At 67.6% G+C, this 15868-nt stretch carries 12 protein-coding genes; 6 read left to right on the top strand and 6 right to left on the bottom strand.

The window, feature by feature from the left end; translation table 11 throughout:
• The first annotated feature begins 57 nt into the window (after positions 1-57).
• Entirely contained in the window at positions 58-1740 is a 1683-nt protein-coding gene (locus tag L1892_RS04120; RefSeq protein WP_235722171.1) for a phosphoenolpyruvate--protein phosphotransferase, read from the top strand.
• A 19-nt stretch (positions 1741-1759) separates the two neighbouring features.
• Here L1892_RS04120 and lexA read toward each other — a convergent pair whose 3' ends face one another.
• Positions 1760-2536 carry a transcriptional repressor LexA gene (gene lexA, locus L1892_RS04115; RefSeq protein ID WP_235722170.1) on the bottom strand — a complete coding sequence of 259 codons (777 nt, stop codon included), beginning with the start codon at positions 2534-2536 and terminating at the stop codon, positions 1760-1762.
• Positions 2537-3098: 562 nt separating this feature from the next.
• Between lexA and L1892_RS04110 the strand changes: the two genes are divergently transcribed.
• Both L1892_RS04110 and nrdR read left to right on the top strand, forming a co-directional pair.
• Entirely contained in the window at positions 3099-3386 is a 288-nt protein-coding gene (locus L1892_RS04110; RefSeq protein WP_235722169.1) for a LysM peptidoglycan-binding domain-containing protein, read from the top strand.
• A 103-nt stretch (positions 3387-3489) separates the two neighbouring features.
• On the top strand, positions 3490-4002 hold the full coding sequence (gene nrdR, locus L1892_RS04105) for a transcriptional regulator NrdR (protein WP_235722378.1): 513 nt from the start codon (positions 3490-3492) through the stop codon (positions 4000-4002).
• Here nrdR and hrpA read toward each other — a convergent pair.
• Positions 3995-7906 (bottom strand): ATP-dependent RNA helicase HrpA, encoded by a 3912-nt coding sequence (hrpA, locus tag L1892_RS04100; RefSeq protein ID WP_235722168.1) that lies wholly within the window; start codon positions 7904-7906, stop codon positions 3995-3997. The two genes, nrdR and hrpA, sit on opposite strands and share 8 nt — an antisense overlap.
• A gap of 109 nt (positions 7907-8015) precedes the next feature.
• Between hrpA and L1892_RS04095 the strand changes: the two genes are divergently transcribed.
• Complete coding sequence (locus L1892_RS04095; protein WP_235722167.1) at positions 8016-9245, top strand: aminotransferase family protein; 1230 nt, start codon at positions 8016-8018, stop codon at positions 9243-9245.
• A 135-nt stretch (positions 9246-9380) separates the two neighbouring features.
• Here the strand turns inward: L1892_RS04095 and ahpD are convergent, their stop codons facing one another.
• The gene (gene ahpD, locus L1892_RS04090; RefSeq protein ID WP_235722166.1) at positions 9381-9914 is read right to left on the bottom strand and encodes an alkylhydroperoxidase, AhpD family; all 534 of its coding nucleotides are present in this window, start codon (positions 9912-9914) and stop codon (positions 9381-9383) included.
• Between the two features lie 11 nt (positions 9915-9925).
• Positions 9926-10513: a peroxiredoxin gene (locus L1892_RS04085; protein ID WP_235722165.1), complete on the bottom strand. Its 588-nt coding sequence runs from the start codon at positions 10511-10513 to the stop codon at positions 9926-9928.
• A 127-nt stretch (positions 10514-10640) separates the two neighbouring features.
• Between L1892_RS04085 and L1892_RS04080 the strand changes: the two genes are divergently transcribed.
• Complete coding sequence (locus tag L1892_RS04080) at positions 10641-11570, top strand: hydrogen peroxide-inducible genes activator (RefSeq protein WP_235722164.1); 930 nt, start codon at positions 10641-10643, stop codon at positions 11568-11570.
• Between the two features lie 42 nt (positions 11571-11612).
• Here L1892_RS04080 and L1892_RS04075 read toward each other — a convergent pair whose 3' ends face one another.
• Together L1892_RS04075 and L1892_RS04070 are read right to left on the bottom strand one after the other, a co-directional pair.
• Positions 11613-13715: a DEAD/DEAH box helicase gene (locus tag L1892_RS04075; RefSeq protein ID WP_235722377.1), complete on the bottom strand. Its 2103-nt coding sequence runs from the start codon at positions 13713-13715 to the stop codon at positions 11613-11615.
• The gene (locus L1892_RS04070) at positions 13712-14758 is read right to left on the bottom strand and encodes a PAC2 family protein (protein WP_235722163.1); all 1047 of its coding nucleotides are present in this window, start codon (positions 14756-14758) and stop codon (positions 13712-13714) included. Before L1892_RS04070 ends, L1892_RS04075 begins: the two co-directional genes overlap by 4 nt.
• Positions 14759-14964: 206 nt before the next feature.
• On the opposite strand from L1892_RS04070, the gene L1892_RS04065 reads away from it, so the two are divergent.
• Positions 14965-15765, top strand: coding sequence for a hypothetical protein (locus tag L1892_RS04065; RefSeq protein ID WP_235722162.1), 801 nt, complete (start codon positions 14965-14967; stop codon positions 15763-15765).
• The last annotated feature ends 103 nt before the right edge of the window (positions 15766-15868 follow it).

Genomic DNA, 15868 nt, shown 5'->3' with positions numbered 1-15868 from the left:
ACCAGTGGATCGTGGCGGCACACCGTGGCCCAGCCCGTCGGATAAGTGAGGATCTCGGTGGAGCACACACACGTACTGAACGGAACGCCGGTCGTCGGCGGACACGCCTACGGGCCCGCGATCTGGCCGGGTGAGCGTCCGGTGTATGACCCGGCCGTCGCCGCCCCAGTCCTCGAGGACGAACGCGACGTGGAGATCAAGCGGTTCACCGACGCGGCGGCCGCGGTCGCGGGGAGGCTGCGGGAGCGGGCATCACACGCCTCGGGTGCCGCGGCGGAGGTGTTGTCGGCGACGGCGGGTCTCGCCGAGGACCGCGGGTGGACCGGCGCGGCCTCGAAACTCATCACGACAGGGACGGCAGCGCCGGCGGCAGCGGTCGCCGCGACCGACCAGTTCGCGGAGATGTTCACCAAGCTCGGCGGCCTCATGGCCGAGCGCGTCACGGATCTCAACGATGTCCGGGACCGCGTGGTCGCCGAACTACTGGGAGTCCCCGAACCCGGGGTTCCGGAACCCGCCGAACCGTCTGTGCTGTTGGCCGACGATCTTGCTCCGGCCGACACGGCGGGACTGGACCCGACAAAGGTCACCGCGCTGGTCACACGGCTGGGCGGCCCGACCAGTCACACCGCGATCATCGCGCGACAACTCGGGATTCCGTGTGTGGTGGCGGTATCCGGCCTCGGTGAGGTGGCCGCCGGGACGACGGTGCTGGTCGACGGTACCGCGGGCACCCTGGAGGTCGAGCCGGATCCCGACGACGCCGCCGCGCGCGTGGCCGAGAGCCGGCGGATGGCGGAATTGGTGGCGGCCTGGGCCGGACCGGGAGTGACCGCCGACGGGCGACCGATCGCGGTCCTCGCCAATGTCGCCGATGGCACGTCGGCCCGGTCGGCGACCTCCCACCCGGTAGAGGGTGTCGGCCTGTTCCGTACGGAGTTGGCGTTTCTCGACCGCGCGGACGAGCCCTCGGTGGAGGAGCAGACGCGGCTCTATCGCGAGGTGCTCGACGCCTTCGAGGGGCGCAAGGTGGTGATCCGGACCCTCGATGCGGGCTCCGACAAGCCGCTGAAGTTCGTCACGCAGATCGAGGAGACCAATCCGGCACTCGGCGTGCGTGGCAACCGGATCGTCGATGCTCATCCGGGCATCCGGGCGGCCCAGCTCGACGCGATCGCGGCAGCCGCCGACGGACATCAACCGACGCCGTGGGTGATGGCGCCGATGATCGCCTCGGCGACCGAGGCCGCGGAGTTCGCCGGGGAGGTACGCCGACGCGGACTGATCGCCGGTGTGATGATCGAGGTGCCGGCGGCAGCGATTCTCGCCGAATCGATCCTGGCGGAGGTCGACTTCGTGTCGATCGGAACCAACGACCTGACCCAGTACACGATGGCCGCCGACCGGATGTCGGCGGAGCTCGCCGCTCTCACCGATCCCTGGCAGCCCGCGGTGCTCACCCTTATCGCCGGCGTGGCGCGTGCCGGTCAGGCCGCCGACAAACCCGTCGGGGTCTGCGGCGAGGCGGCAGCCGATCCGTTGCTCGCGTGTGTGCTGGTCGGACTCGGGGTCACGTCCCTGTCGACTGCGCCCGCGGCCTCGGCCGCGGTCGGCGCCAGGCTCGCGGAGGTGACCGTCGAGCAATGTCGTGCGGCCGCCGAGGCTGCCCTGGCGACGGCCGAACCCGCCGCGGCTCGTGCTGCTGCCACTGCGGTGCTGGCCGGCGCAGTGGTCGGCTGAGCGGCCGGCCCGCTCGGGTTCAGACCCGGCGCATCACGGTGACGACCTTGCCGAGAATGGCGGCGTCATCGCCCGAGATCGGGTCGAACAGATCGTTGTGCGGCATCAGCCAGACGTGGCCGTCCTTGCGCTTGAAGGTCTTGACCGTGGCCTCGCCGTCGATCATCGCTGCCACGATGTCGCCGTTGTCGGCGACACTCTGCTGGCGTACGACCACCCAGTCGCCGTCGCAGATCGCCGCGTCGATCATCGACTCGCCGACCACGCGGAGCAGGAACAGTGAGCCCTCACCGACGAGTTCGCGGGGCAGCGGGAACACGTCCTCGACGGCTTCCTCGGCGAGAATGGGTCCACCCGCCGCGATCCGGCCGAGGACCGGTACGAACGTCGGGGTGGGCAACTGCGCGCCATCGCCGGATGCGGCCGTACCGCCCGGTGGGATGTGCTGGTCGCCGTCTTGGATGTTGACCGCGCGTGGGCGGTTGTGGTCGCGCTTGAGTAGACCTTTGCGTTCCAGGGTCCGCAGCTGGTGGGCCACCGACGACGTCGAGGTGAGGCCGACGGCATCGCCGATCTCCCGGATGCTCGGCGGATATCCGCGCTCGCGGACCGAGGCGCGGATGTACTCGAGCACGCCTCGCTGACGAGGGGTCAGGCTAGCCTCGACGACTTCCGGATCGGCGACCGCGCTATCCGATGCCTCCGTATCGGCTCCGGTCGGCGCCTGCGCCTCGGGTTTCGGCTTGCTGCTGATCCCGCGGGACGCGCCGCGCCGCCCGCCGGCTTTGTCGCTCATCGGTCGAGTCCTTCCTGTCGCCGAAACCGGCAGTGGCCGATTACGGGTTGCCGGTCTGGATCGAAAAACTGCTGGTCTGTTCGGGGAGACTGCTCGGCTGGTTCGGAGCTGCTGTTCAGGGCCCATCCACGCACGTCACCATGTCGCCGACAGTAGCCGAACATTTTGACATGTTCAAACATGTGTTCGACGTGTGTCGAGACATTGTCGGACCCACGTGCTACAAATCGAACATGCGTTCTCTCGAACACATGAGCGACGTGCGTTCGAGAGGCGCCCGAGGTTCGATCCGACTCGTTCCCAGGAGGACACGATGAGCACAGCGACCCTTCATCGGCAGACGCAGTACGCACCGGCTGCGTCCCCGATGCACCCGGCATCCGGGCGCCCTGCAGACGTCCCGACGCGCGACAGAGTCCCGGCCGGGCATGTCTCCCGACCGCGGCGGCGGGGGCGATATGACTCCACTGGGCCCACGAGGCGTCGACCGGGCGGGTCCGGTGCCCCCGCGGCACGGGTGTCGGGGACGAGTTGTGCGTCGCCGGGAGTCGACCGTAGGTTCGTGCGTCGACGCGCGACGGCCGCAGCCGTGGTGCTCGGTGGGGCGCTCGCGGTGCTGGTGTGGGCGGTCGCCATCGTCGGCTCCAACTATGCCGCGTCGGTGAAACCGAGCCCTACCGGGACCGAGGTGGTCCACGTGCGGCAGGGTGATTCGTTGAGCTCCATCGCCGATCGCATCGCGCCGGATGTGCCACGCCAGGCCGTCATCGAGCAGATCGTCGAACGCAACAAACTCGCCGGCTCCGGCCTGCGGGTGGGGCAGGCTTTGATCGCACCCGCATACAGCTGAGGGCCTGACGGTATCCTCGATGGCACAGGGTCCGGCCGGGAACCGGCACGGCGTGACGGGTGACCGGTGCGCCGGTGTGTCCAGAGACGTGCGTGAGGACGACATGCGCTGCCCGTTTTGCAAGAACGAAGACACCAAGGTCATCGACTCGCGTGTCGCCGACGAGGGGCAGGCGATCCGACGGCGCCGTTCGTGTGCGGAGTGCGGTCGCCGATTCTCCACCGTCGAGAGTGCCGTGCTGTCGGTCGCCAAACGCAACGGGGTCACCGAGCCGTTCAGTCGGGAGAAGGTGATGCGCGGGGTTCGTCGGGCCTGCCAGGGCCGAGACGTCGCCGAGGACGCGCTCGCCAAGTTGGCCCAGCAGGTCGAGGATGCGGTCCGCGCATCGGGATCGGCCGAGATTCCCAGCAATGAGGTGGGGTTGGCGATCCTCGGTCCGCTGCGTGATCTCGACGAGGTGGCCTATCTGCGCTTCGCCTCGGTCTACCGGTCATTCGACTCGCTGGAGGACTTTCAGCGAGAGATCGACGACCTGCAGGGCAATCTCACCCACCGCTCCGAGGCCGATTCCGGGGTGGTTGATGAGCGGGTCAGCGTCACCGACGGTCTCAACTGAACTGATCGAGGGCGCGGATCGCCCGCTTCTCCGAGGTCGGCCGTGCGGTGCCCAACCGCTGCGCGAACAGTCCGACCCGCAGTTCCTCGACAAGCCAGTGCGCGTGTTCGTCGAACGCATCCCGGCGCGCCGCAGCGAGGTGCGTTGCACGCTGATTCCAATGCGTCACAACACGATCGATGGATGCCAGGGCGGTACTGTCGCGGCCGGCAGCTGCGGGCAACTCCGTGAGGCGAACGGTTGCGGCCTCGAGGTAGCGCGGCACATGGACAAGGCGGTCGTGCGGGGTCGCGACGACGAATCCGTCGAAGACCAGATTGTCCAACTGCTCGGCGACGTCATCGGCGGCCACCGAGCCGCTGAGCCGGTCCATCTGCGCGCGCAGCGGGGCCACGCGGCGGAGCACGTCAACGCTCAGGGTGAAGTAATCGGGAGCCTGTTGCGCCACCCGGGGGCGCAGATCGTCGCGGAGTCGCCGGAATTCGGTCGCCGATCGCACGGCACGAAGGTTCCGGTCTGCCGCGAGGTCGCGGATGGCGCGTCGGGTGCAGTCGCCCACGAGATGTTCGACATCGCGGTAGGGGCTCTGACTCATCGCCAACCGACCGGCGGCATCAAGGGTCGCGGTGATCTTGCGGGTCAGCGGTGGGATGGTCAGGTCGAGGAGTGCCACCACCGCTGCGCTGTGACGGCGGTCGCGTTCGGCCTCGGTGCTCAGCTCGACTCGGGTCACCCCAACCGTCCGGCCGGCTGCGTCACGAACAGCGTCGAGTCCCACATAATGGGTGATCTGCTGTCCGGCAACAGTTGTCGTCACCGTGGGCGGTAGCTCGCCGATGCCGGTGGCGGTCCAGTCCGTGACGACCTCGACGGGCCGGGCGGCCTCGTGCGACCCGTCGAACTCCTGCTTCAGCCGGTGCAGCGACTTCCCGGTCGTGAGCACGGTGCCGTCACGGTCGACCACGGCAAAATTCATCGTGAGGTGGGGTGGAATCCGCTCGGGTGCGAAGTCGTCGGGAGACACCGTCATGGTCGTGATCGTCGACAGTTCGCGGGCGAGGCCGGCGACGAGGGGCTCGGCGCGCGGTGTCAATCGGGACAACGCGAGATCGGCGAAACGCTGCGCCGGCGCCATCGACTTGCGTAGCGACTTGGGGAGTGACCGGACGAGTTCGGTCGCGAGCTCGCTGCGCAGGCCCGGAACCGACCAGTCGAAGCCTGCCGGCCGCACATGGTCGAGCAGCGGCCGTGGGATCACCACGGTGACACCGTCATCGGGCGCACCCGGTTCGAACCGGTACCGCAGCTCGAGGCGGGTTTCGCCCTGCTGCCAGGCGCCGGGGAAGTCGGTGTCGGCGACAGCGACGTCGGTGGCCACATCCTCCGGGCGGAGATCGAGCAGGTCTGGCTGCGCGCGCCGGGCCTTCTTCCACCAGCTGTCAAAATGTCGGGCCGAGACGACCTCGTCGCCGATACGCGCGTCGTAGAAGTCGAACAGTTGCTGTTCGCTGATCACCACATCGCGACGCCGTGCACGGTGTTCCACATCGGCCGCGGCCTCGAGCAGAGCACGGTTGTTGTGGAAGAACGTGTGCTCGGTGCGCCAGTCACCCTCGACGAGGGCGTGACGGATGAACATCTCTCGTGCGGTCGGTGGATCAATGGGCCCGAACTGCACCCGGCGTCGTGCCACCAGCGGAACGCCATAGAGCGTCACCCGCTCGTAGGCCAACGCGGCGCCACGTTTCGCCGACCAGTGCGGCTCGCTGTAGCTGCGGCGAACCAGATCTCCGGCGAGTTGCTCGACCCACAGCGGATCGATCGCCGCCACCGTGTGCGCGAACAGCCGGGAGGTCTCCACGAGCTCGGCGGCCATCAGGAACGCGGGCGGCTTCCGGGCCAGCGCCGAACCCGGGAAGATCGCCATGGTGGTGTTGCGTGCGCCCAGGTATTCGCGTGAATCACCCTGCCGCACGGCTATGTTGCCCAGCAGGCCGGCCAAGATGGCGCGGTGGATGGCATCGGCATCGCGTTCGGTTGCCGGAACAGACCAGTCGAGGTCGGTCACCACCCGGGTCAGCTGTCGATGCAGTTCCTGCCATTCCCGGATCCGCAGAAAGTGAAGGAACTCGCGTTCGCAGAGTCTCCGGAACTGATTCCCGGACAGCTCTTTGCGGCGCTCGGTCAGATACGACCAGAGCTCGAGGTGGGCCAGGAACTCCGAGCCCGGCACGGCGAACCGCCGGTGAGCGGCGTCGGCTGCCTCGCGCTGGTCGGCAGGGCGCTCGCGCACATCAGGAATCGACAGCGCCGCGGCGATGACCAGAACATGGTCGAGACACCCGCCGTCACGCGCCGCGATGAGCATGCGGGCCAGTCGTGGATCCACCGGGATGCGGGCCATCTGGCGGCCGACCTGGGTGAGCACGGGTTCGTGGTCGTCGCGTTGCGTCTCGTGTATTGCGCCGAGCTCGGTGAGCACGGCCATGCCGTCGCGGATTGCGCGAGCGTCCGGGGGTTGGACGAACGGGAACTGCGAGACGTCGCCGATGCGCAAGGAGGCCATCTGGAGGATGACCGCGGCGAGGTTGGTGCGCAGGATCTCCGGATCGGTGAACGCGGCGCGGGCGTCGAAATCCTCCTCCGCGTAGAGCCGGATACACACGCCCGGCGCCACGCGGCCGCACCGTCCCGCACGCTGGCGGGCACTGGCCTGTGAGATCGCTTCCACCGGAAGTCGGTTCACCTTGGACCGGGTGGAGTAGCGGGAGATTCGCGCGGTGCCGGTGTCGATCACGTAGCGGATGCCCGGGACGGTCAACGAGGTCTCGGCGACATTGGTGGCAAGCACGATGCGGTGTCCCGACGACGGCGCGAACACCCGTTGCTGATCGGCGATGGACAGACGGGCGAACAGGGGCACGATCTCGGCTCCGGCCGAGGCACGATGCCGCAGTGCATCGGCCGTCTCGCGGATGTCACGTTCGGTCGGCAGGAACACCAGGATGTCGCCGCTGCGCCGACCGGACCACAACTCGCCGACCGCGGCGTCGATCGCCTGTGCCTGATCGAGGTCGCGATGGTCACTGTCCGGGTCGCGTGCGTCACCGAACGGCCGATAGCGGACCTCCACGGGGTAGGTCCGACCGGACACCTCGAGAATCGGCACCTCTGCGCCGTCGACGGCGTCCGCGAAATGCCGGGCGAACCGATCCGGCTCGATCGTGGCAGAGGTGATGATCACCTTGAGATCGCGGCGTCGGGGCAGCAGCCGGCGGAGGTAGCCGAGGATGAAATCGATGTTCAGACTGCGTTCGTGGGCCTCGTCGATGATCAGCGTGTCGTAGCTGCGCAGCAACGGGTCGCCGGCGATCTCGCGGAGCAGGATGCCGTCGGTCATGACCTTGACCATGGTGTCGGCGCCGGCACGGTCGGTGAAGCGCACGGAGTAGCCGATTGCGTCGCCGATCTGCGACGCGGTTTCGTCGGCGATGCGACGCGCCACCGAACTCGCCGCGATCCGGCGAGGTTGGGTGTGCCCGATCGCGCCGCGCACTCCACGGCCGAGTTCCAGACAGATCTTGGGAAGCTGCGTCGTCTTACCCGAACCGGTCTCGCCCGCCACGACCACCACCTGATGCTCGGCGATGGCGCCGGCGATGGCGGAGCGCGCCTCGGATATGGGCAGTTCGGGCGGGAACTCGAGTAGCGGGAGCGATGCGCGCCGTCGGTCCACACGTGATTGTGCCGAAGCCACGTCCGCGGCGAGCCGCTGCCAAGCCGTGGCCCCGGGATGGCGCCCGAGCTTGTCGATCCGGCGGCGCAGCCGGTGTGCATCGACGATGGTCAGTTCATCGAGCGTGTCGAGCAGCGCGCGGCGGTCTGCGGAAGTCGGTGCGGACATGATGCATACAGGATATGGGGTGGCCACGAGTGGGGTCGCGCACGTCCGCATCATCGGCGCCGGACGACCTGCGTCCTCCGGCGATGCCGACGACCGGCATGATTGAGCCATGGCAGGCTCACTTTGGCATGGATTCGCCGACATGGGATCGGTCACCGCGAACGGACCGTTCGTGGTGACCCGCGGAAGCGGTACCCGGATCTGGGACGGACAGGGACGCGAGTACCTCGACGCGACCGCCGGTCTGTGGTTCACCAACATCGGCCATGGGCGCACCGAGGTCGCTGACGCCGTGGCCGACCAGCTGGGCCGGCTCGCGCATTACTCCGGCTTCGGTGACCTCACCGCGGACGTGACCGCCGAGCTCGCCGAACGGTTGGCCGGGATCGCTCCGGTAGCCGGTAGCAAGATCTTCTTCACCTCCGGTGGCAGCGATTCGGTGGACACCGCGGCCAAACTGGCCCGGCGGTACTGGCACGAGGTGGGCAAGCCGGAGAAGAACATCGTCGTCGGCCGCACCAAGGCCTACCACGGAATGCACGTCGCCGGAACCGCGCTCGCCGGAATCGGGGTGAACCGCGAGGGCTACGGGGAGCTGATGGCGGATGCGGAGACCGTGGAGTGGGACAACGCCAAGAGCCTGCTCGGTCTGATCGAGCGAGTCGGGGCGGAGCGGGTCGCGGCGTTCTTCTGTGAGCCGATCATCGGTGCCGGCGGGATCTATCTGCCGCCGGAGGGATATCTCGCCGAGGTACGCCAGATCTGCCGCGATCACGATGTGTTGTTCGTCGCCGACGAGGTGGTCACCGGTTTCGGCCGCATCGGTGGGCAGTCATGGTTCGCCTCGTCGCGATTCGATCTGGCGCCGGACATGATGACCACCGCGAAGGGGCTGACGTCGGGGTACGTCCCGATGGGGGCGGTGTTCATCGCACCGCATGTTGCCGAGCCCTTCTACGCCGGCGGCACCTGGTGGAGGCACGGCTACACCTACGGCGGGCACGCCGGGGCCGCGGCGGCAGCGATGGCCAACCTCGACATCATCGAACGCGAAGGTTTGCTGGCGGAGGCTGCGCGGCTGGAGGCGGATCTGGCCGCGCTGTTGAGCCCGTTGGCGCAGTTGGACGCTGTCGCCGAAGTGCGGACCGGGTTGGGTGCGGTCACCGCGGTGCAGCTCGCCGATCCGGCGCAGGCGCTGCCGATGGTGGGCCGGTTGCGCGAGCACGGTGTGAGCGGGCGGGCCGCCGGTCAGGGCGCCTTGCAGATCTCCCCGGCCTTCGTCATGACCACCGACGAGGTCGGTGAACTGGCCGAGCGGATGCGCGCGGCGTTGTCCTGAGCTGCCACGAGCATCCGCGAAACAGCGCCGACGAGCACGGCACAAACCAGTACGGCACAGACCAGTACGGCACAGATGAACAGCAGGCCCGGCCACCCGCGAGGGCGACCGGGCCTGCTGCGACGGCGAGGGGAGTCAGACCCCGGTCAGGACCTGTGTGGTCGTCAGGGCCTGCGCCACGCCCTCGATGGTTGCGGCGACCTTCACGGCCTCCCAGACCTGCTCCTTGGTCAGCCCGGCCTTGCGTACCACGTCGGCGTGGGCGCTGGTGCAGTCGTGACAGCCGTTGATGGTGGATACCGCCAGGCTCCACAGCTCGAAATCGGCCTTCTCGACGCCTGGGTTGCCGATGATGTTCATCCGCAGGCCCATCCGGACTCCAGCGTAATCGTCGCCGAGGAAACTCTTGGCCCGGTAGGCGACGTTGTTCATGCCCATGATCGATGCGGCGCCGAGCGCCGCGTTGTACGCCTCCGCCGAAAGAACGTCGGCGGCCTCGCTCGCGATCTCGTTGAGCACCTGCGGGTTTCGCGCAGCCGCGGCGGTGGCGAGGAAGGTGCCCCACAGCTGCTGCTCGGTGAGCTCGGTGGACCGGGCGAGCGAACCGAGGTTCAGCTTGAGGTCCTTGGCGTACTCCGGAAGTGCTTCCTTGAGATTGTCGATGCTCATGTGCTGTCCTCTCAGACGCTTGCGGTCAGCAGTTCGCCGGCGTCGAGCGTCGGATCGCCCTTCTTCCAATTGCATGCGCACAGTTCGTCGGACTGCAGCGCGTCGAGAACGCGCAGCACCTCGTCGACGTTGCGTCCGACGGATCCGGCCGTCACCGAGACGAACTGGATCTCGTTGTTCGGGTCGACGATGAAGGTGGCGCGGTCGGCGACGCCGTCTGCATTGAGAACGCCTGCTGCGGAGGCGAGTTCACGCTTCAGGTCACTGAGCATGGGGAACGGGAGGGTTTTGAGATCCTCGTGCTGCGCGCGCCACTGGAAGTGCACGAACTCGTTGTCCACCGAGGCGCCGAGCACCTGTGCGTCGCGGTCGGCGAACTCGTCCTCGAGTTTGCCGAACGCAGCGATCTCGGTCGGGCACACGAAGGTGAAGTCCTTGGGCCAGAAGAAGACGATGCGCCACTTGCCGGGGTGGTCCTCGCTGGTGACGGTGGTGAAGTAGTCGTCGGGCTGCTGGGCGTTCACCTTCGAGAGGTCGCCGCCGATGACCGCGGTGAGGTTGTAGGCCGGGAACTGGTCGCCGATGGTCAACAGTGGCATGGGTTGAGTCGCTCCTCTATGTGGCGGTGATTCTGTTGTCTTGCGCGAAGGATTTCGTCAGACATGCACTATCGTGCCGAAATCTCGGCGAAAGTGAAACGTGATGATACACACTATATTGATAGGTATGCCCAATAAGAGTTATCAGCCCTCGATCGCCGCGTTGCGCGCATTCGCCGCGATCGCCAAGGATCGCCATTTCGGTTCTGCCGCTGCGAATCTTGGTGTCAGCCAGCCAACCTTGTCGCAGGGTCTCGGTGGCCTCGAGGCGGGGCTCGGGCTACAACTCGTCGAACGCACCACCCGGCGTGTCTTCTTGACGCCCGAAGGCCAGCGTCTGCTACCCAAGGCGCTCGCGGTGATCGATGCGGTCGACGAACTGGTCTCGGCGGCGTCGGGTAACGGTGACCCGCTGGCGTCGACGGTGCGGCTCGGACTCATTCCCACTGTGGCGCCGTACATTCTGCCCGCTGTGCTGCGCGAACTGGCCGATCGGCTACCCGAGCTCGGCGTGCAGGTGGTGGAGGACCAGACCACCAGGTTGGTGGGTCAGCTGAGAGAGGGATCACTCGACGTCGCCGTCATGGCGTTGCCCACCAATGAATCCGGCCTCGGCGAGATCCCGATGTACCGCGAAGATTTTGTCCTCGCCCTGCCCCATGATCACCCGCTGGCCGGGCGCAAACGCGTGAATCCGGACCAACTCGCCGATCTACCGTTGTTGTTGCTCGACGAAGGGCACTGTCTGCGCGATCAGGCGTTGGAGGTCTGCCGGTTGGCCGGCGTGCGGCCCGAGGTCGGGCAGACGCGCGCGGCATCGCTGGCCACGGCGGTCCAGTGTGTCGAAGGCGGTCTCGGTGTGACGTTGATACCGCAGACCGCGGTGGCGGTCGAGACCGGCGGCGGTGGCCTGGCGACCGCCATGTTTGCGCGGCCACGGCCCGGCCGACGGATCGGGCTCGTGTTTCGTGAGTCGAGTTCTCGCGCAGACGCCTACCGCGCATTGGCGGACGTCATTTCCGACGTGGTGGCCCGGGACGCGGTGGTCGACAGGTGAGTCGCGGCCCAGGGGGCTCGGTCCGGACCGCGGCGCTGCGATTCAGGCCTCCGAGTGGGTCAGCTGCTCCCATTCGTCGACGAGGCTGGAGTCCACCGAGCGCACCATCGTGCCCACGTGTTCGGTGATCTCGGCTATCTCGTCGGTGCTGACGGTGTTCGGAAGACCTTGGCGCAGAACCCGATAACAGTCAGACAGATAGCGGAGAACCACTCCCTCGCTGCGGGCGAGGCCGTAGCCGGAGATGAGTTCGGTGAAGGTCATCGAGCGCTCCAGCATCTCGCGCAGCACCGATTTCGGCGACGGTGGAGAGGACGCCACCCATGGGTGTCCGCGCCGGTAGACGGAGAACGCGAACTCGATCTCGTCGAAAAGCGGGCGCGGCCAGGTGATCTCCTCCAGCCGTGCCATGCGTTCTTCGTACGCGATACCGTCGGCCTTCATCTCGGCGACCGCGGCGTCGCGAGCCACCTTACGCTGGGCGAACAACACCTGCCGTGGATCCTCCAGGGTGGACTCCAGGATCGAGATGACATCGAGAGCGTACGTCGACGAGTCGGGATCGAGGATCTCGAACGCCGCCAGCGCGAACGACGAGAGCGGGTTGGTCAACGCGAAGTTCTCCGGCATATCCACCGAGAGTGCGACGTTCTTTCCGTCGGCGTCCGGGGCGTCGAGTTGTACGACGATGCCGGAATCTCGCAAGCCGCGGAACAACTCGATCGTGTGGCGGATCTGTCGGAGCTGACGACTGCGCGGTTCGTGGTTGTCTTCGAGTAGATGCCGCAAGGCCGCGAAACAGTCGCCCGGCCGTGCCAGCACCTCCATCAGGATGGCCGTGGTCATCCGGAAATGGGATCGCAATGGTTCGTCCGGAGCGTCGACGAGCTGGGTGAAGGTCTTCTCGCCCCACGACACGAAGCCCTCTGGCGGTTTCTTCCGGACGAGTTTGCGAAGCTTCTTCGGGTCATCGCCGGCCTTGGCGACGGCGCGTGCGTTCTCGACATCGTGCTCGGGGGCCTGCGCCACCACATAACCGACGGTATCGAATCCGGCACGACCCGCTCGACCGGCGATCTGGTGGAACTCGCGGGCGCGCAGCCGGCGCACCCGGGTGCCGTCGTACTTGCTGAGCCCGGCGAACAGGACCGTCCGGATGGGTACGTTGATGCCCACGCCGAGGGTGTCGGTGCCCGCGATCACCTTCAGTAGCCCTTGCTGGGCGAGACGCTCGACGAGGCGGCGGTAGCGGGGGAGCATGCCGGCGTGGTGGACGCCGATGCCGGCCCGTAGCAGTTTCGACAGTGTCGCACCGAATCCGGTATGGAATCGGAAGTCTCCGATCGCCTCAGCGATCGCGGCGCGATCGGCCTTGTCGGCGATCTTCACCGACATCAGCGCCTGCGCGCGTTCCACGGCGGCGGCCTGGGTGAAGTGCACCACGTAGATCGGTGCGCGGCCGGCGGTGACGAGATTCTCGATTGTTTCGTGGATCGGCGTGATCGCGTAGCTGTGATCGAGCGGTACGGGCCGTTCGGTACCGGTGACCGCGGTGGTGTCGCGGCCGGTGCGCCGCTGCAGATCGTCGACGAAGAACGAGGTGTCGCCGAGGGTCGCCGACATCAGCAGGAACTGGGTGTTGGGGAGTTCGACGAGTGGCACCTGCCAGGCCCAACCACGGTCGGGCTCGCCGTAGTAATGGAATTCATCGGCGACCAGTGCGCCGATGTCGCTGCGGTCGCCGTCGCGCAAGGCCAGATTTGCCACGATCTCGGCCGTCGCGCAGATGATCGGGGCGTTCGCGTTGACCGCGGCGTCGCCGGTCAACAGCCCGACAGAGTCGGCGCCGAAGGTCGCGCACAGGTCGAAGAACTTTTCGCTGACCAACGCCTTGATCGGCGCCGTGTAATAGGCGCGTTCCCCGCGGCAGCGGGCGAAGTAGATGGCGCCGGCCGCCACGAGCGACTTCCCCGAGCCGGTCGGGGTCGCGAGGATCACGTTGTTGCCTGAGATCAACTCCAGCAGCGATTCCTCTTGGTGGGGGTACAGCGCAATCCCACGTTCATCCCACCAGCCAGCGAAGACCTCGAATGCGGTGTCCTCGTCGTCGACGGGTACGAGGTGCCGGGTGGTCGTCTCGCTCAGATCGGCGATGGCGAACCGCCCGGTCCGTCGTCGCCCGGTTCATCGTCGTCCGGCGCATCTTCGCGGCCCGGTTCCCCGTTCGCGCCCGGTCCCTGGCCTCCTTGTCCGACGTCACCGTCGCCGGTCTGCTGGGCCAGGAAACGTTCCAGCTCCGCGCCGAGTTCGTCGCCGGTCGGCAGGTCGGCCTCTGCCGCCAGCAGCGAGGCTCGCTGGGCCTGAGCCTGGGCAAAGGTGTCGTATTGCGACTCGAGGGCTTGGACGACGCCTTCGATCTCGGCGTTGCCGTCGACTTCCTTGTCTACCTGTTCGCGTACCTTGGCGGCGGCGTTGTCCAGTGCGGCGACCGGGATCTGCAGGCCGGTGAGTTCGCCGACCGCAGTCAGCAGTCGCGCAGACGCAGCCGGATAGTCGGTCTGCGACAGGTAGTGCGGTACATGCACCGACAGCCCCGACGCGCGATGATCGTGCTGGCTCATCCGCAGCTCGAGCAGCATCGACGCGCTCGCCGGAAGCTTCATCTCCGAGCCCCACCGCGGCAGGTCGCCGAGCCGGTCGGGCTCGTTGCCGTGTGCGGTGAGCGACGCCGGGCGCGTGTGTGGCACCGCCATCGGTATCGCGTTGAGCCCGATGACATCGGTGACACCGAAGTGTTCCACCAGCCTGCGCACCGCTTCGACGAACTGTTCCCAACGCAGATCGGGTTCGGAACCGGCCAGAAGCAGGAAAGGGCGTCCGGTGGTGTCCCGGATCGCGTGCATCGTCAGCGACGGCATCTCGATATCGGTGAAGGTGTTCCCGTCGAAGGTGACGGTGGGCCGCCGCGACCGGTAATCGATCAATTCGTCGGTGGAAAAGGTCGCGACGAGTTCGGAGTCAAGCGCGTCACGCAGATGCCGCGCGGCCAGCGCGACGGCATGGCCGGCATCGGCGAAGCCCTCGAGCGCGTGGACCAGTACCGGCCCCGTGCCCTCGTCATTGGAGACCTGGGGCGCGGGGAACTCCAGCGAGTACAGCGCGCTGTGCTCGGCGGGCCGCTCGTCCATGGTCGTGCCTCCTCGTGTCGGTTGTCTCAAGTGTCTCGCATCGGTGGTCCCCGGGGCCAATCACGCGCTGCCGGTCCGCCACCTCCCATGGCTGCTGTCACCGGTTTCAACACCACGACCGGGATGAGGATTCCCGGGTGGCACCCGAGGCTGCGGGTGTCGTGACCGGTCCCGGAGAGTAGACGGTGGCACAGTAGGTCGTTGTGATGGAATGGCTGCGTCGTGCGTCGTCTGCGCTGCGTGTCGTGTCACCCGAGCGTGACCGGCCCGACCGCCCAACGTCGGAAGCGGGGCGTTGCGAGCTGGACCGGGTCGAGTTCGGGCAACCCCGGCGGCGCGGTGGCCGGGGTCCGGTCCTTCTTGCGGCGCTCGCACTGCTTGCGCTCGCACTGCTTACGGCGGGTTGTTCGGTCGATGGCCAGGCAACTGCCGGTGGAAGTGAGGATCTCACCGCCCGCTCGCTCGCGCCGGCAGACTTCCCGGATCACACCGCGACCCGGCTGCCCGCACCCGCCGTCCCGGCAGCGCTGGCCGATCTCTCCGGGCGCCCCCTGCACGGCAGCGTCACCCCGGCCGAATGCACGCCCCGGCTGATCTCTCCGGACGGCGCCGTTGTGATCGTCGGCCCCGACCCGGCCACCTCGACGGCCACGTTCACCTCGGCCGTCGTGCACGTCGACGACTCGCTCGATCAGGTGACCGGACTGGCACGTCGGTGCCCACGAACGGTCACCGGGTCCGCGCCGACCGCGGTCACTGTCGTCACCACCGAGGTGCTGCCGGCGCCGAACCGGTCCGGTAACCAGACCGCCGCATTGCGGCGGACGATGACCACCGGCGGTGCCGAGTCGCCCCTGATCACCGGCACCACTGGTCTGATGGCGCAGCAGGACGGGATCCGGGTGATCGTCGAGTACCGGCACCAGGGCGCGGACGAGATGTCGGCCGAGGCCGGGGCATCGCTGGACGCATTGTTCGACTCGGCGATCACTGCTGCCTTCGGGTGACGGCGATCGGCCTGGGCGACCGCCGAGCCGAAGGCCACCTGTGGAGGACCGATTCGGTTGTGCACAGCAGGTGATTGGGGGCGTGGGCATGCTCCGAATCACC

Origin of the sequence: Gordonia tangerina (assembly GCF_021556435.1) — a bacterium.
GTDB lineage: Bacteria > Actinomycetota > Actinomycetes > Mycobacteriales > Mycobacteriaceae > Gordonia > Gordonia tangerina.
Note: the sequence above shows the minus strand (reverse complement) of the source record. Positions and strands in the feature narration are given on the sequence as shown.

Excerpts from the sequence above, each read along its gene's own strand:
- ahpD (WP_235722166.1), bottom strand. The coding sequence starts at position 9,914 with ATGAGCATCGACAATCTCAAGGAAGCACTTCCGGAGTACGCCAAGGAC.
- lexA (WP_235722170.1), bottom strand. The coding sequence starts at position 2,536 with ATGAGCGACAAAGCCGGCGGGCGGCGCGGCGCGTCCCGCGGGATCAGC.
- L1892_RS04085 (WP_235722165.1), bottom strand. The coding sequence starts at position 10,513 with ATGCCACTGTTGACCATCGGCGACCAGTTCCCGGCCTACAACCTCACC.
- nrdR (WP_235722378.1), top strand. The coding sequence starts at position 3,490 with ATGCGCTGCCCGTTTTGCAAGAACGAAGACACCAAGGTCATCGACTCG.
- L1892_RS04080 (WP_235722164.1), top strand. The coding sequence starts at position 10,641 with ATGCCCAATAAGAGTTATCAGCCCTCGATCGCCGCGTTGCGCGCATTC.
- L1892_RS04095 (WP_235722167.1), top strand. The coding sequence starts at position 8,016 with ATGGCAGGCTCACTTTGGCATGGATTCGCCGACATGGGATCGGTCACC.
- L1892_RS04070 (WP_235722163.1), bottom strand. The coding sequence starts at position 14,758 with ATGGACGAGCGGCCCGCCGAGCACAGCGCGCTGTACTCGCTGGAGTTC.
- L1892_RS04065 (WP_235722162.1), top strand. The coding sequence starts at position 14,965 with ATGGAATGGCTGCGTCGTGCGTCGTCTGCGCTGCGTGTCGTGTCACCC.
- hrpA (WP_235722168.1), bottom strand. The coding sequence starts at position 7,906 with ATGTCCGCACCGACTTCCGCAGACCGCCGCGCGCTGCTCGACACGCTC.